Annotated in this window: 26 protein-coding genes; 15 read left to right on the top strand and 11 right to left on the bottom strand. The window is 55.9% G+C overall.

The genetic code is table 11. From position 1 onward, the window contains the following. The first annotated feature begins 20 nt into the window (after nucleotides 1–20). Nucleotides 21–1,937: an ATP-binding cassette domain-containing protein gene (locus tag HXW73_RS10965; RefSeq protein WP_186253149.1), complete on the top strand. Its 1,917-nt coding sequence runs from the start codon at nucleotides 21–23 to the stop codon at nucleotides 1,935–1,937. Nucleotides 1,938–1,988: 51 nt separating this feature from the next. Here HXW73_RS10965 and HXW73_RS10960 read toward each other — a convergent pair whose 3' ends face one another. Beyond that, complete coding sequence (locus tag HXW73_RS10960; protein WP_186253148.1) at nucleotides 1,989–2,441, bottom strand: universal stress protein; 453 nt, start codon at nucleotides 2,439–2,441, stop codon at nucleotides 1,989–1,991. Between the two features lie 147 nt (nucleotides 2,442–2,588). Here HXW73_RS10960 and HXW73_RS10955 point away from each other — a divergent pair, with 147 nt between their 5' ends. After that, nucleotides 2,589–3,122 carry a preprotein translocase subunit YajC gene (locus tag HXW73_RS10955; protein ID WP_186253147.1) on the top strand — a complete coding sequence of 178 codons (534 nt, stop codon included), beginning with the start codon at nucleotides 2,589–2,591 and terminating at the stop codon, nucleotides 3,120–3,122. On the opposite strand, the gene slyA is transcribed toward HXW73_RS10955, so the two are convergent. Beyond that, nucleotides 3,102–3,554, bottom strand: a complete 453-nt coding sequence (gene slyA, locus HXW73_RS10950; protein ID WP_186253146.1) for a transcriptional regulator SlyA — start codon at nucleotides 3,552–3,554, stop codon at nucleotides 3,102–3,104. The two genes, HXW73_RS10955 and slyA, sit on opposite strands and share 21 nt — an antisense overlap. Nucleotides 3,555–3,627: 73 nt before the next feature. Then, nucleotides 3,628–4,782: a DUF5924 family protein gene (locus HXW73_RS10945; protein WP_186253145.1), complete on the bottom strand. Its 1,155-nt coding sequence runs from the start codon at nucleotides 4,780–4,782 to the stop codon at nucleotides 3,628–3,630. A gap of 211 nt (nucleotides 4,783–4,993) precedes the next feature. Between HXW73_RS10945 and fadB the strand changes: the two genes are divergently transcribed. Together fadB and fadA are read left to right on the top strand one after the other, a co-directional pair. Then, on the top strand, nucleotides 4,994–7,171 hold the full coding sequence (gene fadB, locus HXW73_RS10940; protein WP_186253144.1) for a fatty acid oxidation complex subunit alpha FadB: 2,178 nt from the start codon (nucleotides 4,994–4,996) through the stop codon (nucleotides 7,169–7,171). Between the two features lie 24 nt (nucleotides 7,172–7,195). Next, entirely contained in the window at nucleotides 7,196–8,374 is a 1,179-nt protein-coding gene (gene fadA, locus HXW73_RS10935) for an acetyl-CoA C-acyltransferase FadA (protein WP_222105000.1), read from the top strand. Between the two features lie 102 nt (nucleotides 8,375–8,476). On the opposite strand, the gene HXW73_RS10930 is transcribed toward fadA, so the two are convergent. Both HXW73_RS10930 and HXW73_RS10925 read right to left on the bottom strand, forming a co-directional pair. After that, nucleotides 8,477–9,565, bottom strand: a complete 1,089-nt coding sequence (locus HXW73_RS10930) for a histone deacetylase family protein (protein ID WP_186253142.1) — start codon at nucleotides 9,563–9,565, stop codon at nucleotides 8,477–8,479. 99 nt (nucleotides 9,566–9,664) lie between these two features. Further along, entirely contained in the window at nucleotides 9,665–10,126 is a 462-nt protein-coding gene (locus tag HXW73_RS10925) for a flavodoxin family protein (RefSeq protein ID WP_186253141.1), read from the bottom strand. Between the two features lie 78 nt (nucleotides 10,127–10,204). On the opposite strand from HXW73_RS10925, the gene HXW73_RS10920 reads away from it, so the two are divergent. The 9 genes from HXW73_RS10920 to HXW73_RS10880 all read left to right on the top strand — a co-directional run bounded on the left by HXW73_RS10920 (nucleotide 10,205) and on the right by HXW73_RS10880 (nucleotide 18,108). Then, the gene (locus HXW73_RS10920) at nucleotides 10,205–10,582 is read left to right on the top strand and encodes a thiol-disulfide oxidoreductase DCC family protein (RefSeq protein WP_186253140.1); all 378 of its coding nucleotides are present in this window, start codon (nucleotides 10,205–10,207) and stop codon (nucleotides 10,580–10,582) included. 87 nt (nucleotides 10,583–10,669) lie between these two features. After that, the gene (locus tag HXW73_RS10915; protein WP_186253139.1) at nucleotides 10,670–11,146 is read left to right on the top strand and encodes a YbhB/YbcL family Raf kinase inhibitor-like protein; all 477 of its coding nucleotides are present in this window, start codon (nucleotides 10,670–10,672) and stop codon (nucleotides 11,144–11,146) included. Nucleotides 11,147–11,412: 266 nt separating this feature from the next. Then, nucleotides 11,413–11,877, top strand: a complete 465-nt coding sequence (locus HXW73_RS10910) for an SUF system Fe-S cluster assembly regulator (protein WP_186253138.1) — start codon at nucleotides 11,413–11,415, stop codon at nucleotides 11,875–11,877. A 70-nt stretch (nucleotides 11,878–11,947) separates the two neighbouring features. Continuing rightward, nucleotides 11,948–13,390: a Fe-S cluster assembly protein SufB gene (gene sufB, locus HXW73_RS10905; protein ID WP_186253137.1), complete on the top strand. Its 1,443-nt coding sequence runs from the start codon at nucleotides 11,948–11,950 to the stop codon at nucleotides 13,388–13,390. A gap of 73 nt (nucleotides 13,391–13,463) precedes the next feature. Continuing rightward, nucleotides 13,464–14,213 (top strand): Fe-S cluster assembly ATPase SufC, encoded by a 750-nt coding sequence (sufC, locus tag HXW73_RS10900; protein WP_186253136.1) that lies wholly within the window; start codon nucleotides 13,464–13,466, stop codon nucleotides 14,211–14,213. Further along, a complete protein-coding gene (sufD, locus tag HXW73_RS10895; protein WP_186253135.1) occupies nucleotides 14,210–15,550 on the top strand; it encodes a Fe-S cluster assembly protein SufD in 1,341 nt (446 codons plus the stop codon). Before sufC ends, sufD begins: the two co-directional genes overlap by 4 nt. A 14-nt stretch (nucleotides 15,551–15,564) precedes the next feature. Beyond that, on the top strand, nucleotides 15,565–16,830 hold the full coding sequence (locus tag HXW73_RS10890; protein ID WP_186253134.1) for a cysteine desulfurase: 1,266 nt from the start codon (nucleotides 15,565–15,567) through the stop codon (nucleotides 16,828–16,830). 8 nt (nucleotides 16,831–16,838) lie between these two features. Further along, nucleotides 16,839–17,408, top strand: a complete 570-nt coding sequence (sufT, locus tag HXW73_RS10885) for a putative Fe-S cluster assembly protein SufT (protein WP_186253133.1) — start codon at nucleotides 16,839–16,841, stop codon at nucleotides 17,406–17,408. A 58-nt stretch (nucleotides 17,409–17,466) separates the two neighbouring features. Next, nucleotides 17,467–18,108 carry a SanA/YdcF family protein gene (locus tag HXW73_RS10880; protein WP_446719009.1) on the top strand — a complete coding sequence of 214 codons (642 nt, stop codon included), beginning with the start codon at nucleotides 17,467–17,469 and terminating at the stop codon, nucleotides 18,106–18,108. Here the strand turns inward: HXW73_RS10880 and HXW73_RS10875 are convergent. The 4 genes from HXW73_RS10875 to HXW73_RS10860 form a co-directional block, all read right to left on the bottom strand. After that, a complete protein-coding gene (locus HXW73_RS10875) occupies nucleotides 18,105–18,551 on the bottom strand; it encodes a hypothetical protein (RefSeq protein WP_186253131.1) in 447 nt (148 codons plus the stop codon). The two genes, HXW73_RS10880 and HXW73_RS10875, sit on opposite strands and share 4 nt — an antisense overlap. A gap of 88 nt (nucleotides 18,552–18,639) precedes the next feature. After that, nucleotides 18,640–19,548, bottom strand: a complete 909-nt coding sequence (gene rimK / locus HXW73_RS10870) for a 30S ribosomal protein S6--L-glutamate ligase (RefSeq protein WP_186253130.1) — start codon at nucleotides 19,546–19,548, stop codon at nucleotides 18,640–18,642. A 73-nt stretch (nucleotides 19,549–19,621) separates the two neighbouring features. Continuing rightward, nucleotides 19,622–20,062, bottom strand: coding sequence for an ATP-dependent zinc protease family protein (locus tag HXW73_RS10865; protein ID WP_186253129.1), 441 nt, complete (start codon nucleotides 20,060–20,062; stop codon nucleotides 19,622–19,624). A 76-nt stretch (nucleotides 20,063–20,138) separates the two neighbouring features. Beyond that, the gene (locus HXW73_RS10860) at nucleotides 20,139–21,185 is read right to left on the bottom strand and encodes a DUF3549 family protein (RefSeq protein WP_186253128.1); all 1,047 of its coding nucleotides are present in this window, start codon (nucleotides 21,183–21,185) and stop codon (nucleotides 20,139–20,141) included. A gap of 284 nt (nucleotides 21,186–21,469) precedes the next feature. Between HXW73_RS10860 and HXW73_RS10855 the strand changes: the two genes are divergently transcribed. Next, nucleotides 21,470–21,802 carry a YqcC family protein gene (locus HXW73_RS10855; RefSeq protein ID WP_186253127.1) on the top strand — a complete coding sequence of 111 codons (333 nt, stop codon included), beginning with the start codon at nucleotides 21,470–21,472 and terminating at the stop codon, nucleotides 21,800–21,802. A 68-nt stretch (nucleotides 21,803–21,870) separates the two neighbouring features. On the opposite strand, the gene HXW73_RS10850 is transcribed toward HXW73_RS10855, so the two are convergent. Then, nucleotides 21,871–22,497: an OmpW/AlkL family protein gene (locus tag HXW73_RS10850; protein WP_186253126.1), complete on the bottom strand. Its 627-nt coding sequence runs from the start codon at nucleotides 22,495–22,497 to the stop codon at nucleotides 21,871–21,873. Between the two features lie 565 nt (nucleotides 22,498–23,062). On the opposite strand from HXW73_RS10850, the gene HXW73_RS10845 reads away from it, so the two are divergent. Beyond that, nucleotides 23,063–23,719 (top strand): hypothetical protein, encoded by a 657-nt coding sequence (locus HXW73_RS10845; RefSeq protein WP_186253125.1) that lies wholly within the window; start codon nucleotides 23,063–23,065, stop codon nucleotides 23,717–23,719. Here the strand turns inward: HXW73_RS10845 and HXW73_RS10840 are convergent. Continuing rightward, a protein-coding gene (locus tag HXW73_RS10840; RefSeq protein WP_446718981.1) for an IS3 family transposase occupies nucleotides 23,670–25,240 on the bottom strand; the annotation gives its coding sequence in 2 pieces (ribosomal slippage) (nucleotides 23,670–24,787 and nucleotides 24,787–25,240; 1,572 coding nt in all). The two genes, HXW73_RS10845 and HXW73_RS10840, sit on opposite strands and share 50 nt — an antisense overlap. Nucleotides 25,241–25,389: the final 149 nt, after the last annotated feature.

Raw genomic sequence — 25,389 nt, 5'->3', positions numbered from 1 at the left:
ATAATGAAGGAGGACACTGCGTGACCCTGTTACGACTCGAACAGCTGCAACTTGCCTACGGCACCCAAGTACTGCTCGACCGCGCCGATCTCACGGTTGAGAGAGGCGAGCGGCTGGCGCTAGTCGGGCGCAATGGCACCGGTAAGTCTACCTTGCTGAAATTGGTCGCTGGCGATATACAGCCGGACGACGGTTCAATCTGGCGGGCACCTGGCCTGAAGATTGGCGTGTTAGCCCAGGAACTGCCCGACTCTTCCGGTATGACGATTTTCGACATGGTGGCGCAAGGGCTGCCAGAGGCCGGAGAGTTGCTGTCCGAATACCAGCATTTGATCAATGATCCCGATCCCGACATGAATCGCATGGCCACCTTGCAAACCCGCCTGGAGGCGATTGATGGTTGGTCGTTTCATCAGCAAATTGACGTGGTGCTGACGCGCTTGGGGTTGCCGCCGGAAGCTGAAATGAGCGCGCTCTCCGGTGGCTGGCGGCGACGCGTTGCATTGGCCCGGGCGCTGGTTGCCAAGCCTGATCTGCTGCTGCTAGACGAGCCAACCAACCATCTGGATCTGGACACGATCGCCTGGCTGGAAGAGCAGCTGCTGGCGTTTAACGGCGCGGTATTGCTGATTACCCACGACCGGGCATTTCTCTCCAAGCTAGCGACCAATATTTTGGAATTGGATCGTGGCAAGCTTGGGCATTATCCCGGTAAGTACACCGAGTATCAGGCGCGCAAACAGCACGAGCTTGAAGTGGAAGCCCGGGAAAATGCCGAGTTCGATAAAAAACTGGCGCAGGAAGAAGTCTGGATTCGTCAGGGTATCAAGGCACGTCGGACGCGTAACGAAGGCCGGGTGAGGGCGCTTGAGGCGATGCGCAACGAGCGCAGTCAGCGTCGAGAGCGCCAGGGAACTGCCAACTTGGCGGTGGACAGCGGCGAACGCACTGGCAAGCGCGTCGTCAAGTTGAAGGGTGTTAGTCAGCGGTTTGGTGATGACACCATTATCCGCGACTTGAACCTTGAGGTGATGCGCGGGGATCGCATTGGCTTCCTGGGACGTAACGGGGCCGGCAAAACAACGCTGCTCAAGATATTGCTAGGCGAGATTGAACCCACGGAAGGCACTGTCCAGTTGGGCACCAACCTGAAGGTGGCTTACTTTGACCAGCTGCGCGCGGGGCTTGAGCCGGAGAAAACGGTCTACGACAACGTGGCGCAGGGGAGTGACCGGGTCAGTGTCGGCGGTAAAGACCGCCACGTCATGAGCTATCTGCAGGATTTCCTGTTCACGCCTGATCGCGTTCGCCAACCGGTAAAAGCGCTGTCTGGGGGCGAGTCAAATCGTCTGTTGTTGGCCAAGCTATTTACCCAGCCGGCCAATGTGCTGGTGCTTGATGAGCCAACCAACGACCTGGACATGGAAACCCTGGAGCTTCTGGAAGAGCTATTGCTGAACTTCGAAGGAACGCTGCTGTTGGTGTCTCACGACCGCACATTCATGGATAACGTGGTCACCAGTATGTTGGCCTTTGAGGGCGACGGCGTGGTACGTGAATACGTCGGCGGCTACACTGACTGGATTCGTCAGGGCGGCAGGTTGCCACCGGCTCCCTGGGAGGGAGCGGCAAGGCAGAACACCGAGCCAACCTCAACCACGTCACAGGAAAAGCCCAGCGCAACGGCTGCCCCGGCGCAAAAGCCGGTCAAGCTTTCCTATAAGCTACAGCGTGAACTTGATGCGTTACCCGCCGAGATAGAGCGGTTGGAAAACGACGTGGAAGCACTTGAACAGGAAGCCGCTAACCCGACATTCTATCAGCAGGACGCTAGCGACGTGTCGGCTAAGCTGCAAGCGTTAGAGCAGACGCAGCAAGCGTTAGATGCGGCCATGGAGCGCTGGATGGCACTGGAAGCAATGGCTAACGGTGAGTAAACAGCGTGTTGAAGGTGCCGGTATCACCGGCACCTTCAAGCGCATCAGGCATTATTCTTCGCTTTCTTCGCCTTTTTTACCCACGCGAACCGCCAATACGTCGCATTGGGCACCATGTAACACGCCGGTGGAGGTGGAACCAAGCAGCAGTGCAAACCCATGGCGTCCGTGAGAGCCGACGACAATCAAGTCAACGCCGTGCTCTTCAGCAAAGCGATGAATTTCTGTATCCGGCATACCCACCACTACGTGTTGATCTGCCTCGGCAATGTGGGGATCTGCTATGTCGGCAAGGCGTTTCTTGGCATGATCGTCAAGCTGGTCTTGAATGCTGGTCAAGTCCATCGGGATATCGCCGCCGTAGGCAAATCCCAGGGGTTCAAGCGTATGCATGATGGAAATTTTGGCGCGATCGTTGCGCTCAGCAATCGCGATGGCTCGATCCAGAATTTTCTGAGAGTCTTTGGTCAAGTCGACGGCAACTAGAATATGGTGATAGCTCATGGCTTATCTCCTCAGTGAGTAACAAGCAGGCTTCTGTCTCTAATGCTCTCTACTTTAAGTGGCGTGCCTCATCTTAACAACGACCTGGATCATGGTTTTTTATGCACTCTCCATTCAAGTGTGGCTCAGTTTGAAGGAAATGTAGAAATGGAATGGTTGATTATTGTCTTTATTATGCTGTTCGTTTTGGCGCCGGTAATGTGGTTAAAACCGAGTCCACGCCAAAAGAGAACCATGGCAATGCGCCTGCACGCCAGCCGTAAAGGGGTAACGATCAAGCAGCAAAAGCCACCGCTTCATGGGTTCAGGGGCACCATGCCCGCTTATCGTTGGTACTACCCCCAGCAGCAACCGGGGCCTGATTTTGTGCTTGTCCGCGACCAGCACGCCAGCCAGGAGCTCGAGCCCTACCATGCAGGATGGCGCTGGCGCATCGCGCCGCTAAGACCTCTCCCGAGCGCTGCTGAAACGCCACTCAAGGCGCTGCTGGAACGCCTGCCACTGGATGCGCTGGTACTAGAGTCAACGCCCAGTTCACTGACGCTGTGGTGGTGGGAATCGCAGAATGCCGCGCGCTTTGATACCTATCTGGATGATTTTAATCAGCTACGTGATCAACTGTCGGGACAGGCGGATAGCGCTCCTCAAGAACCACCCTTGTCAGGAAGCCGCTTCCTGTAGATCGCGCGCCTGAATGGCGAGTCCGTTTTGCTCAATGCGTTCCAGCCATTCACCCAGTTGCTCCAGGTCCGCTTCCGAGAGACCTTCGAACATTTCTTTGCGGGCTTCCTTTGCCACGTTGTCTATCTGCTCAAGCAGTGGCATGGCCGCATCAGTCAGGTGGATACGTTTACTGCGACGGTCGCTATCGCAAGCGCGCCGTTCCACCAGGCCCTGCTCTTCGAGCTGACTGAGTGTGCGAACCAAAGAAGGGGCTTCAACGCCTATTGCGCGGGCCAGGTCACACTGGGGCTGGCCATCGCCCAGGCGCCAGAGATGGTAGAGCGTCACCCAGCGTGTCTGCGTGAGGCCCAGCGGCGCCAAGCGTCGATCTAATATCGAACGCCACAGATGGGGCAGGCGAGCAATGCGAAAACCAATTGATGATGCCATGATCTGCTAGTTACCAGTCAAAATGAATAAATGGATTGTCATAATCTCAAGCGCTGAATGCAAGACACGATCGTTATTCGTCGCCGGTTTGGTCAACGTCTCGATCACGGCCGGCGATAAAGCGCTGAAGGTTCAGCCTGCTCAAGCCCGCTGGCCGAATATCACTGTCTGCGAACGTCGCCTCTTCGGTATCTTCGCTAACGGTGAATCGAATCAGGCCTAACCGCTGGCCGCTATCCGTCATGATATCCACCCGCCAGCGGCCAGACGGATCCTCGGGGAAGTTCAGCTTGTGGCTCCAGGCCCGGTAACCTTCTTCCCGCCCTCCGTTGATATCCAGATCGACGACGTCCAGCTGCTCACCATTGTGATGCCACACATGGGAAATCGTTTCACTCAAGCCCCTTGGGGCGCGGATGGCGGTATAGACATAAAGGCCGTTTTGCTTAATCGCCTGGGGGGTCAATGCGCTGGCGCCGCGGGGTTCTCGCTGCTGAATATTGAGAGCAGGTGACAGCGCCGTACCGGTCATCCATAGGCTGGCCGGCGGCACCCAGGCGCGCCCAAACCACGCCAGGCCCGCTACCAGGAACATCATGGCGAGTAATGAGAACCAGCCGCTGAACGAACGTTGTTTCAGCAGATGCCAGAAGCTGGGCATTGCCACCAGCAACATGGCCACAATGGCAAGTAGCAAACTCTGCCCGGTGGTTAAGTGAAGCATGATTGGCAGCGTGACCAGCACCACCAAAAACACACACAGCGCGTGGAACATAAAGTAGACACCGCGCCAGCGACCGGCAATCTTGTAATACATAGGGTCAATAATCGATAACACCGCCATGGCCACGACGCAAAGCGAAAACAGACTTTGCCCGCTGTTCCAGACGGTGGTGATTAAAATAAACGGCAGCGTGAAAAATAAGGTTTCCTGGTGGATCATCTGCGCGATAAACGTCGCTGTCCCCTTGGGTAGCGTTGGATACCCACGATGAGCAAGCCAACGACCTACCAGGCTTTCAGAAAGCAGTAATAGCCAAGCAAACAAAAGCCCCAATGCCAGCGCGGCACCTAGCCATTGCTGGCGATCGACAAGAAAGAAGCTGCCAAGACCAGCCGCAAAGGCTAAAGGGGGCCACAGCCAGGTCCATGGTTTTAAACGAACGACGAGTCGTTCCACAAACGATTGCAAAGCGGCGATGCGCGCCTGTGTGAGCAGCGTGCCCATAGTCAAATAACCCAGATGATCAACGAGCCGTGATCCTAACAGCCTGAACGCATAGCGGGGAGCGCTGGTCGAAGAAGTTTTCAGAATTAGCCAAAAGTCAGGGCTTGACGTTCTTGGGTAACTCAACCAAGCTTACGCAATCAAACGACCGTATGAAATGCGAGGTGTGTCCCAGTGCTTGGGACCGCCCGAACTTGTGGAGAGAGCGCGGATGATCTATCAAGGCAATGCCATCACGGTGGAGCGTCGTGACACCCAAGGTGGCAATGACATCGCAATGCTCACTTTCGATTTGAAAGATGAGTCCGTCAACAAGCTGTCCAGTGCCGTGGTGACAGAGCTGGGAGAGGCGGTAAAAGCCCTTCAGGCAGAAACCGGGTTGCAGGGGCTGGTCATTGGCAGTGCCAAAGAAGCCTTTATTGTCGGTGCCGATATCACCGAGTTTCACGGCATGTTCTCCAAGGGCGAGGATCAGATTGCCGAGATGCTTGAGCAGGTGCATGGCATCTTCAACGCCATTGAAGACCTGCCTTTCCCGACGGTAGCGGCGATTAACGGGCTGGCACTGGGTGGTGGTTGCGAGGTACTGCTGACCACCGATTTTCGTGTCATGAGCGAAAAAGCCAAGATCGGTCTGCCGGAAACCAAGCTGGGCATTCTGCCGGGTTGGGGTGGCTGTGTACGCCTGCCGCGCCTGATTGGCGCTGACAACGCAATTGAATGGATTGCTGGTGGTACTGAAAACCGCGCTGATGCGGCGCTCAAGATGGGTGCCGTGGACGCGGTTGTTGCCCATGAGCTGCTCCAGGACGCTGCACTGGATATTCTCGACCGCGCCAATAGCGGTGAGCTTGACTTCCGGGCACGTCGCGAAGAAAAGACAAGCCCGCTGAAGCTCAATGCCATCGAGCAGATGATGGCGTTTGAAACCGCCAAAGGCTATGTGGCAGGTAAAGCCGGGCCGCATTACCCCGCGCCGGTAGAAGCTATCAAAGTCATTCAAAAAGGTGCGGGCGAGGAGCGTGGTCGCGCCCAGGCGATTGAAGCCAAGGCTTTCGCCAAGCTGGCACTGAGCAGCGTGGCGTTTAATCTGGTTGGCCTGTTCCTGAACGATCAGGTGGTCAAGAAGAAGGGCGGCAAGTACGAAAAACAGGCACAGCCGGTGAAACAAACCGCTGTGCTGGGCGCGGGCATCATGGGCGGCGGTATTGCCTATCAGAGTGCTTCCAAAGGCACCCCCATCCTGATGAAGGATATCAAGGACGATGCCCTTGAATTGGGCCTCAAGGAAGCCCGAAAGCTGTTCGCCAAGCAGGTGGAGCGCAACAAGCTGACCACCGAGCAGATGGCCGAAAAGCTCACCAATATACGCCCGACGCTTTCTTACGGTGATTTTGGCAATGTCGATCTGGTTGTCGAAGCAGTCGTCGAGAACCCGAAAGTCAAAGACGCGGTGCTTACGGAAGTCGAGGGGTTAGTCGGTGAAAACACCATTCTGACCTCCAATACCTCGACGATCTCGATCAACCGGCTGGCGCAAAACCTCAAGCGCCCGGAAAACTTCTGCGGCATGCACTTCTTCAACCCGGTGCACCGTATGCCGTTGGTGGAAGTGATCCGCGGTGAGAAAACGTCGGATGCCGCCGTTGCCGCCACGGTTGCTTACGCTCGCGCCATGGGCAAAACGCCTATCGTGGTTAACGATTGTCCAGGGTTTCTGGTCAATCGCGTATTGTTCCCCTATTTCGGTGGCTTCAGCTTCCTGGTCGAGCAGGGCGCCGACTTCCAGCAGGTCGACAAGGTCATGGAAAAATTTGGCTGGCCTATGGGTCCCGCGTACCTGCTCGACGTGGTCGGCATGGACACCGCGGTACACGCCAACGAGGTGATGGCCGAAGGCTTCCCCGATCGTATGGCGCGGGATGGCAAAACCGCCATTCAGGTCATGTACGACAACGAGCGTCTCGGTCAGAAGAATGACAAGGGCTTCTACGCCTACGAAGAGGACAAAAAGGGTAAGCCGACGAAAGTGACCGATGAAGCGGCCTACGCCTTGGTCAAAGACGTGGTGAAAGAGCACAAGGAGTTTTCCGACGAGGACATTATCGCTCGCATGATGGTGCCGCTGTGCCTGGAAACCGTACGCTGCCTGGAAGACGGTATTGTCGCGACACCTGCCGAAGCTGATATGGCGCTGATTTACGGTATCGGGTTCCCGCCGTTCCGCGGTGGCGCGTTGCGCTACATCGATGCCATGGGCGTCGCCGAATTCGTCAAGCTGGCTGATGGCTTGGCCGATGAGTTGGGCCCGCTTTACGCGCCCACCGAAAAGCTGCGCCAAATGGCTAAAAATGACGAGCGCTTTTACACCGCCGGCGATCAGGCCTAAGTCACCACGTACAGGAGAAATATGATGAGTTTGAATCCGAGAGATATCGTGGTGGTCGACGCCGTACGTACCGCCATGGCAAAAGCCAAAAACGGCGCTTTCCGCAATGTGCGGGCTGAAAACCTGTCGGCAGCTGCCATGCAGGCCCTGTTTCAGCGCAACGCCAACCTGGACGCCTCAGAAGTCGATGACGTGATCTGGGGCTGTGTGAACCAGACGCTTGAACAGTCGATGAACATTGCCCGTAACGCGGCGATCATGACCGGTATTCCGCGCTCAGTACCCGCGCAAACGGTTAATCGGCTGTGCGGTTCTTCCATGAGTGCGTTGCACATCGCATCGGCCAACATTAAAGCGGGGATGGGCGATTTTTACATCATCGGTGGGGTCGAGCACATGGAGCACGTACCCATGGCTCATGGCGTTGACGTGAACCCCGCCGCCAGCAAGCATGCGGCCAAAGCTGCCATGATGATGGGCCTGACCGCTGAACTGCTGGGTAAAATGCACGGCGTCTCTCGTGAAGATCAGGATAAGTTTGGCGTTCGTTCCCACCAGCGTGCCCAGGCCGCGATGGAAAAAGGCTACTTTGACAACGAAATCATCGGTGTTGAAGGCCATGATCAGCAAGGCTTCAAAGTCATGGTCAAAAACGACGAGGTGATTCGCCCCGATGCCAGCATGGAGTCGATGGCCAATCTCAAGCCGGTATTTGACCCGCGCAACGGTACCGTGACCGCCGGCACGTCTTCGGCGCTGTCGGTAGGTGCCTCCGCGATGGCGGTAATGAGCTACGAGCGTGCCCAGGCCCTGGGGCTTGAGCCGATTGCCAAGGTGCTGTCTACCGGCGTTGCTGGGTGTGATGCGTCCATTATGGGCTATGGCCCGGTGCCTGCTTCCAAGAAGGCGCTGAAAGCGGCGGGGCTGTCCGCGACCGATATTCAGACAGTCGAGCTGAACGAGGCGTTTGCCGCTCAGGGCATCCCCGTGTTGAAAGACCTGGGTTTCCTGGATGCCATGGACGAGAAGGTCAACCTGCACGGTGGCGCCATTGCCCTGGGGCACCCGCTGGGGTGCTCGGGGTCGCGTATCTGCACCACGCTGCTTAACGTGATGCAGCAGCGTGATACTACTCTGGGTCTTGCCACGATGTGTATCGGCATGGGGCAGGGCGTTGCCACGGTGTTTGAGCGGTTGAAGTAATCACGTTCAAACAAGAACGTCATAAAGTGAGTAACAACGGCACCCAGCGAGGTGCCGTTGTTATTTATAAGGCCGATTTACAAAGCCATAGACAGAAAGCCGCTATTCAGATTGAAACGCCGTTCGGTGAAAATCCGCGGCGGCTTGAACTTCCGCAATGCCGCAGGTATCAGGTGCCGGGACAGTGTTGCCTGCCAGCACCGAGAGTACCGCTCTAGTACCGTTGGCCAAGGACTCCAAGTTGTAGCCGCCCTCCAGTACAAACACCAAACGACCGTCGCAATGCTTTTCAGCCAACTGTTGTAAAAATCCGGTTAGTGCGCCAAACCCGTCGTAGGAAACATTGAGGGCTAAATCGTGCCAGTGCGGATCGAAGCCGGCGGAGACTAAAATAATATCGGGCTTAAACCATTCCGCCGCTGGGGCCAGGATGTCATGAAACGCCTTGAGAAAAGCCTCGTCACCGGCGCCGGCTGGTAGCGGAACATTGATGGTGGTGCCTTCGGCCAGTCCGGCACCGACTTCTTCCAAGTGACCTGAGCTTGGGTAGAAGGGTGCTGCGCGGTGTATGTCGAAAAACATGACGTTGGGCTCGGCCCAAAAGATATCTTGGGTGCCGTTGCCGTGGTGGGCGTCCCAATCGACGATCAGCACCCGTTCGCAGCCAAGGGCGCTGCGGGCATGGGCTGCTGCAACGGCGACATTATTGAACAGACAGAAACCGCGTGCGCGGACCGGTTCGGCGTGGTGCCCCGGCGGGCGTACAAGGGCAAAGGCGCTTTTAGCGCGTTTTTCTACGACTGCCTCAACAGCGGCAATCGCGGTACCCGCCGCCACTTCCGCGGCATCGATACTACCGGGTGAGACCGCCGTGGTATCCACGTCCAGCCAGGCATTTTTGCCACGTAAGCTGAAAATATCGGTCAAATAAGAGGTGGTATGCACCCGCGCCAGCTGCTCATGGGTGGCCGCTTTGCCCCCTTCAAACGTCAGGCCTTCAATGGGGGCTTTTGCTAGCAGGTGTTGTATGGCTTTCAAGCGGCCAGGGTGCTCAGGATACTTCCATGGCACCGGCAGGCCAGCAAGTAGGTGACGAATTCGTTTATCGATCCGGTCAGATAAAAATTCGGCCTCGATATTGGGTTCGTGGGCAAGGACGCGATCATCATAGAAGGCGATAACGTTGTGCATGGTCATATACCTGAGTTAAGGCGCGCGCAGTGCAGGTGATTACTTGTTGGTCCCCCAAGCGCTAAAGGTGTTGCTTATAGTAAGGCAGGCTTGACGACGTTATACAATGCCATTATCCAGGCTAAACGCTAAATAGAGCCCCAGCTCCTCCACCTGGCTGACAAAATCATCCTGCCACTCGCCCTGCAGGGTGAGTGGTGGCTGTACCCATCGCCAGCGCAGCCCGGAAGTGATGCTTTCCACCGCTCGCTGTGTGCCTGTACCGTCAAGCCCGGCACGAATGTACAGCGCGCAAGGCAGGCCCTGTTTTTCCTCTATGACGCCGTAGTAGCTGCGATCGAAAAAATCTTTGAGCGCACCGCTCATGTAACCCAGGTTTTCCGTGGTGCCGAGCAGGATGCCGTCGCAGGCCATTACATCGTCTGGCCCGGCCTCGAAAGGTGTCTTGACCACGCAGCGCACGTTTTCAAGGTCGCTATGCGTCGCGCCGCGATAGGCAGCATCGCAGAGCGCCTGGGTATTCGGTGACGGAGTATGGGCAACGATGAGTAGTTGTTTCATGAGTTAGCCTGTGGGGATGAGGTTTGCGTCGTTGCAGCGACATGCCACACTAAACATTAACCTATTCCACGAGCCTATATGCCGACGAATGCCATGATCAACGTGTATTACGATGCGATCTGCCCTGGCTGTCGTAAGGATAGACGGCGCTTTGAACGCTGGGCAGGTAAGCGTGCCAGAGATATTGATTGGCTTGATGTGACCGAGCATCAGCAGCTCCTGCGCGACAAGGGGATAGCGCCGGAAGCTGCCTTACGCTCGCTGCATATCGAGCTTAGCGACGGGCGCATGATTGAAGGTATTGATGCCTACCGGTTACTCATGCAGCGTATACCGTTATTTTATCCGGCGGCATGGCTGATCGGTTTGCCTGGCATCAAGCAGGCGCTGCGTCGTTACTACGATCACTGGGTGCAGAAACGCTTGAAGCGTGAGGGCCGCTGGCCGCCCCAGTAAAGCACTCCGCCGCCTGATGACATTGACAACGCTGCGCTTTTCGACAAGGCTTTTGGCACTTCTCACTGGATGATCAAGGAGAAATATATGGCGTTTGCTCTATCCTCGATGCAAGTTACCAGCAGTGCTTTTGAAAACCATCAGGCTATTCCTGGTCGGTACACTGCCGAGCACGATGATGTCTCGCCAGCCCTGGCGTGGCAGGGTGTGCCGGAAGGAACCAAAGGTTTCGCCGTTGTTTGCCACGACCCCGATGCACCGCTGGTTAAAGAAGGTACCTACGGGTTTGTTCATTGGGTGCTGTACAACCTGCCGGGCGATCTCAACGAGCTGAGTGAAAATACTGCGCTCGGCACCGTAGGTGCCAATGATTTCGGCAACCAAGGATATGGTGGCCCCATGCCGCCAGAAGGCCACGGTACGCATTATTATTATTTTTGGGTGCTGGCGCTTGACCATCAAACGGCCTTGCCCGAAGGGCTGACGCTGGCAGAATTGCTGCGCGAAGTGGAGCCAAACCTGCTAGGCATGAATCGACTGGTTGGTACCTATCAGCGCAACTAATGCCACCACGGCAACGGGGGAGCACCATTAGCTTCCATCGTTTTGATAAAACCCGCGAATCCTCGCGGGTTTTTTTTGCTCAGCATCTTGATAGTTTTCTTGAATGATAATGATTGGCTTTTTTGATGTTATCAGCTGCGAACGTGCCAGGAAATTACGCCATTTGATAAGGATTTTGCAGAAAGGCTTCACATCAAATTTATACAGGACTAAAATGGTCCCCAATTAAATGGATAGGCCAAATGCAACGGCTAACGGGAGTCGACATGCTCAAGCTTTCTCGGCTGACAGACTATGCCGCCGTGGTGATGGCGCAAATTGCCCGTCAGCCACAGGCATCGCATGCGGCGGCTGATCTGGCCGACGCGGTGCAGTTGCCTCGTCCAACGGTGAGCAAAACCCTTAAAATGCTGGTGAAAGCAGGACTTCTTGAGTCACAGCGCGGCGCCCAGGGCGGCTATCGTCTTGCCCGACCCGCCTCTCACATCACGGCGGCTGATATCATTTCGGCGATTGAAGGGCCGGTAGCGATGACCGAGTGCAGCCAAGCGGAAGGTGATTGCGAGCTGGTGGCGACCTGTGGCGTGGCGGACAACTGGCAGCGGGTATCCCTTGCCATTCGAACGCTGCTGGAAAGTGTGACGCTTGCCCATTTGGCCGATACCACACCGATCAAGTTACCCGTGCAGCTACCTATTCAAAGTATCAGCCTGTCGGCCGTAACCGCGTGACTGATATAGGCACTTATCTCATATTGACGGCGAGCTAACCTCGCCACCCAACTGCCCGGAGGGTAAGACCATGGCAACTGAAGAAATGGAACAGTTGGTTCGTCGCGATTACAAAGAAGGCTTTGTAACAGATATCGAAAGCGACACCCTGCCACCTGGCCTGGATGAAAACACCATCGCCTTTATCTCCAATAAAAAAGGCGAGCCGGAGTGGATGCTGGAGTGGCGATTGGACGCTTTTCGTCAGTGGCAAAAGATGAAAGAGCCATCCTGGGCGCATCTAAATTATCCGCCGATTGACTACCAGTCGATTTCCTATTTCAGTGCACCGAAGCGTCCCGAAGATCGCCCTCAGAGCCTTGATGAAGTCGATCCTAAGCTACTGGAAACCTACGAGAAACTGGGTATTCCGCTACATGAGCGGGCGGCGCTTGCGGGTGTGGCTGTCGATGCAGTTTTTGACTCCGTCTCGGTTGCCACCACGTTTAAAGCGCAGTTGGCCGAAGCGGGGGTGATCTTCTGCTCGATCTCTGAAGCGATCCGTGACTACCCGGAACTGGTTAAACAGTACCTGGGAACTGTCGTGCCACAAAATGATAACTATTTTGCGGCGCTGAACTCTGCTGTGTTTACCGATGGGTCCTTTGTCTTTGTGCCGGAAGGCGTGACCTGCCCGATGGAGCTGTCGACCTACTTCCGCATCAACGCGGCCAACACCGGCCAGTTCGAGCGTACGCTGATCATCTGCGAAAGCCGCGCCCAAGTCTCCTACCTGGAAGGCTGTACAGCGCCAATGCGCGATGAAAACCAGCTGCACGCGGCGGTGGTAGAGCTTGTCGCATTGGACGATGCCTATATCAAATATTCCACCGTCCAGAACTGGTATCCCGGCGATGAAGACGGCAAGGGCGGCATTTACAACTTCGTGACCAAGCGTGGCGAGTGCCGCGGCGCGCGTTCGCGGATCAGTTGGACTCAGGTTGAAACCGGGTCAGCCATCACCTGGAAATATCCTTCCTGTGTACTGCGCGGTAAAGACAGTATCGGCGAGTTCTATTCTGTCGCCGTTACGAACGGCCGCCAGCAGGCCGATACCGGCACCAAGATGATCCACATTGGGGAAGGTACCCGCTCTTATATCGTGGCTAAGGGTATCTCTGCCGGTAAGAGCGATCAGTCCTACCGCGGCCTTGTGAAAATCGGCCCGCGTGCCAAAGGGGCCCGTAACTTTACCCAGTGCGACTCGCTGCTTATTGGTGACAAGTCAGGTGCGCATACCTTCCCCTACCAGGAAATTGGTAACAGTACGGCCAAAATTGAGCACGAAGCCACCACGTCCAAAATTGGTGAAGACCAACTGTTCTACTGCCAGAGCCGGGGTATCACCGAGGAAGACGCGGTCAGCATGATCGTTAACGGCTTCTGCAAGGATGTGTTCCAAGAGTTGCCGATGGAGTTCGCGGTCGAGGCTGAAGCACTCCTGAACGTGACACTGGAAGGCGCGGTAGGCTAAGCGCGCGCTACGGCACTAGACAACTTTATTAGCGTCGCGGAAGCGATCTGTAAGCATTTGAAGGGTTTTTATTATGTTGGAAGTTAAAGATTTACACGTCACCGTCGAAGGCAGCGAGATTCTTAAAGGCCTTAGCCTGACGATCAACGAGGGTGAAGTGCATGCCTTGATGGGCCCCAACGGCGCGGGTAAATCCACGCTGTCGGCTGTGATTGCCGGGAAGGATGGCTACGAAGTCACCCAGGGCAGCATAACCTTCAAAGGTCAGGACGTGCTGGAAATGGAAATCGAAGAGCGCGCCCAGGCAGGCCTGCTGTTGGGTTTCCAGTACCCGGTTGAGATCCCCGGGGTGAAAAATATCTACCTGCTCAAAGCAGCGCTCAACGCCCAGCGCGTCGCGCGGGGTGAGGACGAGTTGCCAGCGCCCGAGTTCATGAAACTTGTAAAAGAGAAGCTGGGCCTGATGAAGATGGATGCCAGCTTTCTGCAGCGTGCGGTCAACGAAGGTTTCTCCGGCGGCGAGAAAAAGCGCAACGAAATCCTGCAAATGCTGGTGCTTCAACCCAAGCTCGCCATGCTTGACGAGATCGATTCGGGGCTTGATATCGACGCCATGAAAGTCGTTGCCGACGGGGTCAACAGCCTGCGCGCCGAAGACCGCGCGATTCTGCTGGTCACCCACTACCAGCGCCTGCTCGATTACATCGTGCCGGACAAGGTTCACGTGCTGGTCGACGGGCGCATTGTCAAAACCGGCGATGCAGAACTTGCCAAAGAGCTGGAAGCAAACGGGTACGAAGGTATTGAGGAGTCTGCGGCATGAGCGACACGCAAACGTTCTTGGACACGCTGAACGCGCGTAGCCAACAGCGCGACGCTGAGCCGACCTGGATTGCAGCTCGTCGTCAGGCTGGCGCGGCACGCTTCGAGGCGATTGGCTTCCCCACGCGTCGTGATGAAGAGTGGAAATACACTGATGTTCGCGCTATTGCCCAGGGCAATTTTGCCCTAGCGGAAAGCGCCGAGTTCTCCCAGGCTCAGGCAGCCGCGTTGACGCTACCCCTGGATGCTTACCGGCTGACGTTTGTTGACGGTGTCTTTTCATCAGCGCTTTCCGATCTGGATGCATTGCCCGATAGCGTTCAGGTTCTGCCGCTTTCTAAGGCGCTGGTCGACAATCATGAAGCCGTTGGCGGGCCGCTGGGTCGCCTGACGAGCGTAGATTTTTCCGCCTTCGCGGCACTCAATACGGCGTTTATGGAAGAGGGTGCCGTGGTGCGTATCGCACCAGGTACGGTAGTGGAAAAGCCCATCCTGCTACAGTTCCTTTCCCGTGCAGGCACGCCAGTGATGAGCCATCCACGTATCCTGGTGGAAGCGGGCGGACGCAGCGAAGCGACGCTGATTGAGCATTATGCTGGCGAAACCGACGCGGCGAATTTCACCAACGTGGTGGCTGAGCTGATGCTTGATCGTGGTGCGATTCTGAACCATTACAAGCTTCAGGAAGCACCGCTTGGCGATATGCACGTGGCCAGTATCCACGTAGAACAAAGTCGCGACACGCGCTACAGCTCCTACAATCTGAACCTGGGCGGTGCGCTGGTGCGTAACGACCTGATCAGTGACCTGAACGGTCAGGGCGCAGAAACCAATTTCCTTGGGCTGTTCTTTGGCCAGGGTCGCCAGCACGTCGATAACCACACCAAGGTCAATCACAATGCGCCGCTGACGTTCTCCAACGAGAACTACAAGGGCATTCTGGATGACCGTGCCCACGGCGTGTTTAACGGCAAGGTATACGTCAAGCGTGACAGCCAGAAGATAGAAGGTTTCCAGAGCAATCAGAACCTGCTGCTTTCCGACCGCGCTCACATCGATGCCAAGCCTGAGCTTGAAATCTATGCGGACGACGTCAAGTGCTCCCACGGCACCACCACCGGCCAGCTCGATGATGAAGCCATCTACGCGCTGCGCACCCGGGGAATCGATGAAGCGACCGCTCGCGGCTTGCTGACGCTGGCGTTTGCCGGTGAAGTATTGGATCAGGTGGCGCTGGATGCCGTGGCGGAGCGTGTGGAGCTTGCCGTCGCCGGTAAATTACCAGAGCGTTTCAACCTTGCCGGGTTGGTAGAAGCAGCGGTTTCGCTCAACGACTAATCAAGGAGCTATCGATGCCCCATACCGTGATTGAGACGCCCTTGGAGCAAGACAGCGCACGCTTTGATGTGGCCGCGCTGCGCCGGGAATTCCCGGTGCTGGGTCGTGAAGTTAACGGCAAGCCGCTAATCTATCTCGATAATGCGGCGACCAGTCAGACGCCGCAGTCAGTGATAGATGTATTCAGCGATTACTATTCGCGCTACAACGCCAATATTCATCGTGGTCTGCATACCCTGGCGGATGAGGCCACCGCAGCGTTTGAGGGTACGCGTCAGCGGGTTAAAGGGTTTCTCAACGCGGAAGACGCGCGTCAGATCATCTTTACGCGGGGTACCACCGAGGCGATTAACCTGGTAGCGCAAAGCTGGGGGCGTACCCAGTTGCAGCCGGGCGACGAAGTGTTGATCTCGATGCTGGAACACCATTCCAATATCGTGCCTTGGCAGCTGTTGGCGGCCGAGCGTGGGTTTACCATCAAGGTCATCCCTGTCGACACGCACGGCGCACTGGATATGGACGCCTACCGGGACCTGTTGAGCGAGCGCACCAAGCTGGTGGCCGTCAACCACGTGTCTAATGCCCTGGGTACGATCAACCCCGTTAAAGAGATGGCGGCGCTGGCGCATCAGTTTGGCGCCTTGATCCTCATCGATGGCGCCCAGGCGGCGCCGCATCAACGGGTTGACGTGCAGGACATCGATGCCGATTTCTATGCCTTCTCGGGGCATAAGGTCTACGGGCCTACCGGCGTTGGCGTTCTTTACGGCAAAAAAGCGCTGTTGGAAGCGATGCCCCCCTGGCAGGGTGGCGGTGAGATGATCGACACCGTTTCCTTTGACGTCGGCACTACCTTTGCGGCTATTCCGCACAAGTTCGAGGCGGGTACGCCGGCGATTGCCGAAGTCATTGCCTTGGGTCGCGCTCTGGAGTGGATGGAAGGCGTCGGGGTCGAGGCGATTAGTGCCTGGGAAGGCGTATTGCTTGATCATGCCACCCAGGCGGTCAGCCAGGTAGAAGGGCTACGTATTCTGGGTACCGCACCGAACAAGGCAGGCGTGCTGTCCTTCGTGGTTGACGGGGTACATGCCCAGGATATTGGTCTGTTGATCGACCAGTTGGGCGTGGCGATCCGCACCGGGCATCACTGCGCTCAACCGCTCCTGCATCACTTTGGGGTAGAAGCCACGTGCCGAGCGTCATTTGCTGCGTATAATACCCTTGAAGAGGTAGAGACGTTTGTAGCGGCGCTCAACCGCGTTATTGGTATGGTGCGCTAAGGGAGCTTATGGATATCGAGCAAGTAGCCAGTTTGCAGCGCGGACAAAGTTTACCGCTTCAGCGTGATGTGGAAGCGATCGCGATACCGTTTGGCAGCACCGAGCAGCTGCCGGAAGATAGCGTCGTAAGTGTCATGCAGGCCAAGGGCAGTACGGTGAGCGTCGGCTTTGAGGGGCGTTTATTCTTGATTGAAGGCAGTAACCTTGATGCGCTGGGGCTTCCTCCACTGCCTCGACCAACGCTGCACGAAGACGCCACGGAAGACGAAATTGAACAGTTCGTCTGGGATCAGTTGCGGACATGCTTTGACCCGGAGATTCCCGTCAATATCGTTGAACTGGGGCTTGTTTACGGCTGCCGAATCGAGCGACTGATCAGCGGTGAACGGATGGTGACCATTCGTATGACGCTGACCGCCCCTGGCTGTGGTATGGGGGATGTGATTGCTACCGACGCGCGTAACAAGATCTTGGGCGCGCCGCAAATTAGCAAGGTGCATACCGAAATTGTCTTCAGCCCGCCCTGGAGCCGTGACATGATGAGCGAAGAGGCGAAGCTTGAGCTGGGTATGTTCTAACGGCGGGACGGCATGCTAGATGCGTATACCGCTGATCAGATGGATATCGCGCATGTTAATGTCGCTGGGAGCCTTGTTGCTGCTGGCGACATTGCTATTTGTGGGTGGCAATCTATGGATCCTGGGACGAACGGCCCCTTATATCCATGAACAACTTTCCCAGTGTGTACCCGCCGAGGTCGGGGTGGTGTTTGGCACGTCGAACTGGACACGCAGCGGCATGCGCAACCCTCACTTCCATGCGCGAATGCGCACTGCTGCCCGACTGGTTGACCAGCAAAAAGTACAGCACCTGCTACTCTCCGGCGACAACCGGACCCATGCCTATAATGAACCGCGCGCCATGTGGCGAGACTTGTCCCGGCGTGGCGTAGCCCCTGAAAAACTGACCATGGACTTTGCTGGCTTTAGTACCTACGACACCCTGGCAAGGGCACGTGATGTTTTTCAGCTAGACCAGGCGGTATTGATTACCCAAGACTGGCATTTACCCAGAGCGATATACATCGCCCAAGCGTTGGGTATGCAGGTGACTGGCTGTGTCGCTGAAGAGCGCGATGGAGCGGGGGGCTGGCACGTTCTGATGCGTGAGTGGGCAGCCAGAGTGGCAACGCTCGGTGATTTGTATATCTGGGGGCGCGAGCCCTACTTCCTAGGCCCACCTGAGCCTATTCAAACCTTACCCGAGCGCACGGATTAGCGGCGTGACTTGCGTTTTTGCAGCTCGTATAGCTCGCGGATCAGCTGACGACAGCCCTTCATGCACTCTTCGATCACCGGCTCAATGGGGTCGGGTAGCGGATGGGTGAAGAGCGTTGACAACGCCTGCATCAAGACACGTTCCTGCTCCAGCAGCTCATTGATCAGCACTTGACTGTCGTTGCCGACAAAACTTTTCAGACGGCTCCAAAGCCATAAAAAGTCGTCTCGCTCAACGTCAGCGTCGCGGGGCAGCATCTTCAGATGTGTCCGAGCCAGGTCTTGCAACTGGTGCATGGATTCTAGGCGTGCGGCGTAATGCGGCTTCAATGCCTCGCGCAGGGAAGGGCGCAGGCGTTCTATATTGTCCTGGAAATAATCAATGCTATCGGCCAGCGCTTCCAATGCGCTGTCCATCGCCACTTGGCGATTGTCGAGAAACATGAGCGTCTACCTCCTTCGGTGACGCAGATTGTGGCGGGGGCGCGCTAGATTTGCCACCCCCTTGACGAATTATTTTTGCGCAGACCGGTTAACCTTTCGGCTTGGGCGGTGCTTTACGCGCCGGCATGGCATTTTTTTCGATGTGTTCAATAATCATGCTGGCGATGTCTTTGCCCGTGGCGCTTTCGATGCCCTGCAAGCCGGGAGAGGAGTTCACCTCCATGATCACCGGACCATGATTGGAACGCAGCAAATCGACACCGGCAACCCGCAAACCCATGGCTTTGGCCGCGCGGATAGCGGTGGAGCGCTCTTCAGGCGTAATCCGGATGACGCTGGCAGTGCCGCCGCGGTGCAGGTTCGAACGGAATTCACCGTCGGCCGCCTGGCGCTTCATGGAGGCGACGACTTTATCGCCGATCACGAAACAGCGGATATCGGCACCGCGCGCTTCCTTGATGTACTCCTGCACCATAATGTTGGCTTTCATGCCCATAAAGGCCTGAATAACTGACTCCGCCGCCTGATTGGTTTCAGCCAATACCACGCCAATGCCCTGGGTGCCTTCCAGCAGCTTAATGACCAGCGGGGCGCCCTTTACCATGGTGATCAAGTCGGGAATATCGTCCGGCGAGTGGGCAAAGCCGGTAATGGGAAGCCCTAACCCTTTGCGTGACAGCAACTGAAGCGAGCGCAGCTTATCCCTTGAACGCGTAATCGAGACGTTATCGTTGATAACGTAAGTGCCCATCATTTCGAACTGGCGGAGCACCGCGCAGCCATAAAAGGTGACGGAGGAGCCGATCCGCGGGATCACCGCGTCAAAAGGCTCGATTTCCTGCCCCTTATAGTGAATCGACGGGTGGTGTGAGGCAATACTCATGTAGCAGCGCAGGGTGTCGACCACTCGCGCAGTGTGTCCACGACCTTCGGCCGCTTCCACCAGGCGGCGTGTGGAGTAGAGGTTGCGATTACGGGAAAGCAAAGCGATGTGCATGCGAAACTCCAATCCTAGTCGAAGGGGCGTAATGAAAGAGGAAGTGGAAAACTAGCGTGGAATGTTAACAAACTTAAGGTTCGCCGTGTAAAAACGCAGCGCCCGGTGCCACCAGCAAACGGCGCATCGCACGGCGTCCCAGTAGCATGGGGTGTCGCATATTACTGCGGTCCGCCAGGCTTAGCTCAACCGGAAAGTTAAGGTCGCCCAGGCGCATTGGGGTGCGGATCACATAACGCCATTCAGCGTGCCCGTTCGAGCTGGTCACCCGTCGGCGATCGTGCAAATGCACCTTCAGTCGGTGCGCAGGGGTGTCAGGCCCGCCACTATGGGTAATAAAACTGACCCATAGCTGACCATCTTCGTCTTCATGGGTCTCGATCTCCTCAGCGTGCAGTGCCGAGGTACGCGCACCCGTGTCTGCTTTGCAGCACAGATGAAGTGCCAGATCCGGCAAATAGACCATTTCACGACGGCCAATAACCGCTTTGGCCTGGTAAGGGAGTTCTTTCAAAACCACTCCTTAGGAAGCCGAGGATTAACGATAGCGCTCTTCACGTTCATCGGGCGTTCCTTAGCATCATCAGTAATCAACCCAGGGGGTGGCCGCTATTGGCCGACAGTTCAGCCACGCGGGCGTGGATTATTGAGCCTTCCGGTGCGTCACGCAGCGCCATCAGTATTGGCAAGCGTAGCCGGGGAATCAGAGCCAAGTCTTTTACCATAGCAATAAAATCGGTTCGTTCGTCATCGGCCAGGCGCGATAGGAAAAGCGGCAGACGTTCGCCGTCTTCCAGATGTGACCAGCCCCTTCCTGCCATCGCCGCCAGTACGTCGGGCCCACTGGTGGTCTCGTCGCGGAGCAATTCAGCATACCAGTTGCCTACTTCGTCGGTGTCTGTCGCTCCGACGGCGCGCACGCAGGCACATAGCATTTCAAGATTACCTGCAATGATGGCTTTTTCACCCCGTTGGCGCAATGCGGCGACCAAGCTGCTGGGCAGAGGCTGATGCTCCAGACAAAGGCAAAATGCCTGAGCAACCTCTGTGGGCAAACGGGCGAGCTGTGTGGCGAGTCGTTCCGCCGTCTCTTCACCAAGCCGGACTACCACATCGGCGACACCTTGTAGCCCCAACTGTTGCCAGTCTAGCGCCTGTGGATCACGGAGGTAAGCGTCGACGGGTTCAAAATGCTGGCTTGCAGGCAAGTCAAACGCATGGGTTGCCCGGGCATTAAGCATTGCCTGAAAAGGGGCGCTCGGGGTAAAGGCGAGCGGGTTCTCCTTCATCAGGTTATCAACCTCCGGGTCACCCGCTTGGCCTAATTGCGAGACGTTGCGGCCCAGGGTTTCAACCAGCCGATTCAGAAACGCATCGCGCTGGGCGGGCACCAGGTAGCCTTCCTCATCCAGCGGCAGGGCCAGAAACCAGATCGCCGGTTCGGGCATATCCCCCAGACGAAACACAAAGGCCACGCGCGCCTGGCCTTGCCAGGGAGCAGGCCATGGGCTCTGGGCATTTTCCAGCTGGCGAAGTACATCAATAGGGCACGGGGTAACGCGCCGTCCCATATGATAAAGCGACACACTGGCGCCGCTGCGCTGAAAAAACTCGTCGAGGGTGTGAATTGGCTGCATAACGTCCTTTCCCATTGCAAGCCTGCACTCTACCTTGCGGATAGCAGCCTGTCAGCCGTAGGCATTGATAATATCACGGCTTTTTTACTGTTTGGTTAAAAATTAAACAGTCATCGCCAACCCGCATGGGGAACGCGGATGCGATACCTTTCCATAGCTTATCCACAGTCTCTTGCAGGTTTTCTGTGAATCTGTGAATAACGAAGATCTCGGTGGTTGAGTGGCAACTCAGCCATAGAGTTGGGATAATGCCTTTTAAATATCTGATCTAACATAGGTGGTTTATGGGCGCACATCGCGAGCTTCATACCGCGCTTCTTGACCTTGAAGCGACGCTAAAGGCCGCTGACCTATGGCGTATGCCAACCCCGGAGGCAGCGGCTTTTTCCAGCCAGCAGCCGTTCTGTGTCGATACAATGTCGCTGCTCCAGTGGTTGCGCTTTGTGTTTATCGCCCGTCTGGAGTCGCTGGCTGAAGCCGGTGGGCCGATGCCCGCCAAGTGCGAGGTAGCGCCCGCCGTGGCGGCCTATTTGCAGCAGGAGAAAACACCCGCCCATCACCAGTTGCTCGTTGTGCGGGCTGTGGAGAGAGTGGATAAGGTCGTCACTGAAAACTGAAGGCCGCAGTAAAAACAAAGCCTGCCGCAAGGCAGGCTTTGTGGATAACGTCTGAGGGGACTATCAGCCTAGAAGCGATAGCTGAGGCCACCCATGACCACGAGAGGGTCGATCTCAACGGTGCCTGCCGCCGCACCGTTAACGCTGGCATCGGTATCAATGTCGATGTACCAAGCCGCCGCGTTCAGCGCCCAGTGGTCATCAATAAGCAGGTCAACACCTACCTGGCCCGCCGCACCCCAGGAGTCATCCAGGTCTAAATCACCAATCGTCAGCTTTTCATCGGAAAAGTGGGTGTAGTTAACACCCGCACCCACGTAAGGCTGTACCCGGGACTGAGTGCCGCCCAGCGGGTAGTACTGCAGCGTTAGGGTGGGCGGCAAGTGCTTGGTGGATGCGATATTACCGCCATTCAAATGGATATCGTGCTCGAACGGCAGCGCCGCCAATAGCTCCACGCCGACGTTATCGAGGAAGCGATAGCCCAAGGTGAACGCGAAATCGGTTTCATCCTGCACATCCACGGACAGTGCACCGTTATTCAGTGAGCCGTTGTCGCTTTTCGGGGCGACTTTGGCAACACCAGCGCGGGTAAAGAAATCACCCGCGCCGTAAGCGAATGCCTGGCTGCTGGTTATCAACGCCGCAGCGGCAACGGTGGATACAAGTAGGGTAGGCAGGGCGGCTTTACGCATGGGATCACTCCTGATGTTAAAACAGACAGTTTCAAACGACTCGTTGCAACGCTGGACGGCTATTCGATAGCCGCTTAACGATGTACCCAGTGTAACGAGATCCAGGGAGTGGATTATTGATCCAGGGCAAGGGTTGTTAGACGAGCGAGATTGGGGAAGGGTGGTGCCCAGGGAGGTCGAGCTCAGGCGCTGGCTGATGGTCATTTGGGTTACCCCCTTCGGGATCGATGTATGCACGGTCACACGAAGTATTTTTAGTTTGTGATGCGTGTTTTTCTGGTACGCTCAACAATAGGCATGCCCAAATTTTCCGGAATATTTCATAAAAAACAATTAAAACAGTGAGTTGTGAAGAATGCGTTCATGTTTGTAGGCAATGCGAAAAGATAGTCAGCAATGATAATGCGCGTGCGCATTTTTCTAGCGTGCTTTTGAGTGAAGAATGATAATTTTTTATTGCTATCAATACCTTGTGGGTTCGGTGGGATTGGGTTCCCCGGAAAAACGCGCATGCGTATGAATAAACTGTTAGGCGCCTCGTAACACTTCTGCAGGATTGACACTGATGAGCCAAATTGTGAGTTTCCTAGACGATCTGGCAAGAGCTACTCCTTTGTTTTTGGTTCTTGCAAGTTTTATTGGCTATTACTACCGAGAAAAGCTGAAGCAAGTACTGTCCAGATCCATGCTTAGTGAGATAGAAACCCTTAAGAAAGATTTAAACAAGGAGCTGGCCGAGCACTCCGCACAGCTTCAACGAGATATCGAGACTTACAAGGTAAGTTTGATTGCAGAAGCTGAGCGCGTAAAAGCGACTCAAGATGTGAAGAAATCACTAGCGCTGAGAATGGCAGAGCGAAAATTCAATGCGCTATTTGGACTCCTTGACGCACACACTGGCTTTGATACATCTGTTATCGTTCATGCTGAAACAACTCTCGCAGGTGATGCTGCGCTTGTTGAATCAGCTTTTATGGACAACCAGAGTAAGCTAATGGAACAGTTTGGGCAGTACTCTGCTGCCGCTAGTACCGCCAATGCCTTCTTGAGTATTGATAACCGTCGTTTGGTACTCACAGTGCGTGACAGCGCACTGAGGCTGCTTTCGTCGCGCATGACTCACGCAGAGCCGGCAGCGGTGATTTTCAACCCAGTTGTCCAAATGGCTGCCTCTAAGCAGCCTGTTTATTACGCTCGACTTCCTGCAGCTTGCCAGGGTTGAGCGCTACCGAACCGGGTACTTCCCAGTTTCGTGTGTTGCCTGACCAGCGCTGTGGATGTCGGCGCTTAGCTCTTTCATAAACCGCTTTGCGATGCTTAAGACGTTCTCGGTCGACACCTCGATGCCGATCAGCGGGTGTCACGTACCGAATGCCACTATGCAAGTGCTGTTCGTTGTAGGCTCGTTCGAACGTCAACATCCAGTCACGTACCGCGCTCAGCGATGCAAAGCCCTTTGTGGGCCACGCTGGACAATATTTGACGGTACGGAACAGCGCTTCCGAGTAAGGGTTGTCATTGCTCACTCTCGGTCGGCTGTAAGACATCAACATCCCTAACTCTGTTAACCTCGCTTTCAGTGTATAAGACGTCATCGGCGCGCCGTTATCCGAGTGCAACACCGGGGGCTGATGCCAGCATCCTTCTCTCAATAAGGCGCGTTCCAGCAGTTGTTTCGCCAACTCACCTGATTCCGCATCATGAACTTCCCAGGCGATGATTTTGCGACTGTAGATATCCATGATCAGGTAGAGATACCAGTGCTGACCACGCACAACGGAAGAACAAAAACTAATGTCCCAACTCCAGACTTGGTTCGGCCCGGTGGCCGTAAAGCTCGTCGGCTCAGGTACTGGGCGGCGTGGTTTCATTCGCCCTCGGTGGTGCTGCTGTTGGTGCTTTTTCAGTACCCGGTAGAACGACGACTCGGAAGCCAAGTAGGCCCCTTGATCTGCCAGTAACGGCACGATCTGAGACGGTGGTAGGCTCTGATACTCGGGGCGATTACAGGCGCTCAAAATGGCCTGTTCCTCCTCATGAGTCAGTTGATGCGGCTGACTGCCTTGTACCGCGTGTAGGCGCTGATCCTCAACCACTGCGCCACACGCAGAACGCCAGCGTTTCAGCGTGCGCTCGCTCACGTCTATCATCGCCGCTGCTTTATAGCGGGAAGCGCCCCCTGTTACCGCTTCATCAAACAACGCAATGAGCCTTGCACGTTCCTCAAGCGGCGTCAGTCGTCCTCGCCGCTGTTCGGGTCTTCGCCGTACAAGGCGTCGAGCTTTTTTGAGAGCACCAGCAACGATGTCGTTTCCGCTAAGGCTCTGTCTTTGCGGCGTACTTCTGCTTTGAGCTGTTTGATCGTTTTACGGTCTTCTTTACGCTGTTTTTGTGCCGTTTTTGCTTGGTCTTCTTGTTGGCCAGCGCCTTGGAGACAAGCGGCTTTCCACTGCTGGATCTGCTCGGGATAAAGGCCTTTTTCGCGGCAGTAAGCACCAAGCTCTGTTTCTGACAGGGTGGCGGTTTCGATGACCACGGCAAGCTTGGCGTCAGGCGACCACTCGTTGTCGCTTTGGGTGTAACCCGGCACAGGCACTCCTTTTTCTCGACACTGTTTTAACCAACTATACAGCGTCGCGTCAGAGATGCCTTCTTCAGTGGCGACAGATACCACACTGCGATTATGGGGTGGCAACAACTTTTTCAGTACAACAGCTTTACGCTCTTTAGAATAACGTGGCACACGTACTCCATGCCGCTCCCTCTGGATTTAATTTAGGCAATATCGCCAACCGGACAACTAGGCTGACAGAGGGGGGCAGTGTCTCGTGACGATGATCGAGTCCAAGTTCTACTAACCGCATCGATTGAGCTTGAAAATGCGTTGCGCGA

It is taken from the genome of Halomonas sp. SH5A2, from assembly GCF_014263395.1.
Lineage (GTDB): Bacteria > Pseudomonadota > Gammaproteobacteria > Pseudomonadales > Halomonadaceae > Vreelandella.
Note: the sequence above shows the minus strand (reverse complement) of the source record. Positions and strands in the feature narration are given on the sequence as shown.

Coding starts and splice junctions, on each gene's coding strand:
- HXW73_RS10960 (WP_186253148.1), bottom strand. CDS start 2,441: ATGAGCTATCACCATATTCTAGTTGCCGTCGACTTGACCAAAGACTCT.
- HXW73_RS10955 (WP_186253147.1), top strand. CDS start 2,589: ATGGAATGGTTGATTATTGTCTTTATTATGCTGTTCGTTTTGGCGCCG.
- slyA (WP_186253146.1), bottom strand. CDS start 3,554: ATGGCATCATCAATTGGTTTTCGCATTGCTCGCCTGCCCCATCTGTGG.
- HXW73_RS10945 (WP_186253145.1), bottom strand. CDS start 4,782: ATGGGCACGCTGCTCACACAGGCGCGCATCGCCGCTTTGCAATCGTTT.
- fadB (WP_186253144.1), top strand. CDS start 4,994: ATGATCTATCAAGGCAATGCCATCACGGTGGAGCGTCGTGACACCCAA.
- fadA (WP_222105000.1), top strand. CDS start 7,196: ATGAGTTTGAATCCGAGAGATATCGTGGTGGTCGACGCCGTACGTACC.
- HXW73_RS10930 (WP_186253142.1), bottom strand. CDS start 9,565: ATGCACAACGTTATCGCCTTCTATGATGATCGCGTCCTTGCCCACGAA.
- HXW73_RS10925 (WP_186253141.1), bottom strand. CDS start 10,126: ATGAAACAACTACTCATCGTTGCCCATACTCCGTCACCGAATACCCAG.
- HXW73_RS10920 (WP_186253140.1), top strand. CDS start 10,205: ATGCCGACGAATGCCATGATCAACGTGTATTACGATGCGATCTGCCCT.
- HXW73_RS10915 (WP_186253139.1), top strand. CDS start 10,670: ATGGCGTTTGCTCTATCCTCGATGCAAGTTACCAGCAGTGCTTTTGAA.
- HXW73_RS10910 (WP_186253138.1), top strand. CDS start 11,413: ATGCTCAAGCTTTCTCGGCTGACAGACTATGCCGCCGTGGTGATGGCG.
- sufB (WP_186253137.1), top strand. CDS start 11,948: ATGGCAACTGAAGAAATGGAACAGTTGGTTCGTCGCGATTACAAAGAA.
- sufC (WP_186253136.1), top strand. CDS start 13,464: ATGTTGGAAGTTAAAGATTTACACGTCACCGTCGAAGGCAGCGAGATT.
- sufD (WP_186253135.1), top strand. CDS start 14,210: ATGAGCGACACGCAAACGTTCTTGGACACGCTGAACGCGCGTAGCCAA.
- HXW73_RS10890 (WP_186253134.1), top strand. CDS start 15,565: ATGCCCCATACCGTGATTGAGACGCCCTTGGAGCAAGACAGCGCACGC.
- sufT (WP_186253133.1), top strand. CDS start 16,839: ATGGATATCGAGCAAGTAGCCAGTTTGCAGCGCGGACAAAGTTTACCG.
- HXW73_RS10880 (WP_446719009.1), top strand. CDS start 17,467: ATGTCGCTGGGAGCCTTGTTGCTGCTGGCGACATTGCTATTTGTGGGT.
- HXW73_RS10875 (WP_186253131.1), bottom strand. CDS start 18,551: ATGTTTCTCGACAATCGCCAAGTGGCGATGGACAGCGCATTGGAAGCG.
- rimK (WP_186253130.1), bottom strand. CDS start 19,548: ATGCACATCGCTTTGCTTTCCCGTAATCGCAACCTCTACTCCACACGC.
- HXW73_RS10860 (WP_186253128.1), bottom strand. CDS start 21,185: ATGCAGCCAATTCACACCCTCGACGAGTTTTTTCAGCGCAGCGGCGCC.
- HXW73_RS10855 (WP_186253127.1), top strand. CDS start 21,470: ATGGGCGCACATCGCGAGCTTCATACCGCGCTTCTTGACCTTGAAGCG.
- HXW73_RS10850 (WP_186253126.1), bottom strand. CDS start 22,497: ATGCGTAAAGCCGCCCTGCCTACCCTACTTGTATCCACCGTTGCCGCT.
- HXW73_RS10845 (WP_186253125.1), top strand. CDS start 23,063: ATGAGCCAAATTGTGAGTTTCCTAGACGATCTGGCAAGAGCTACTCCT.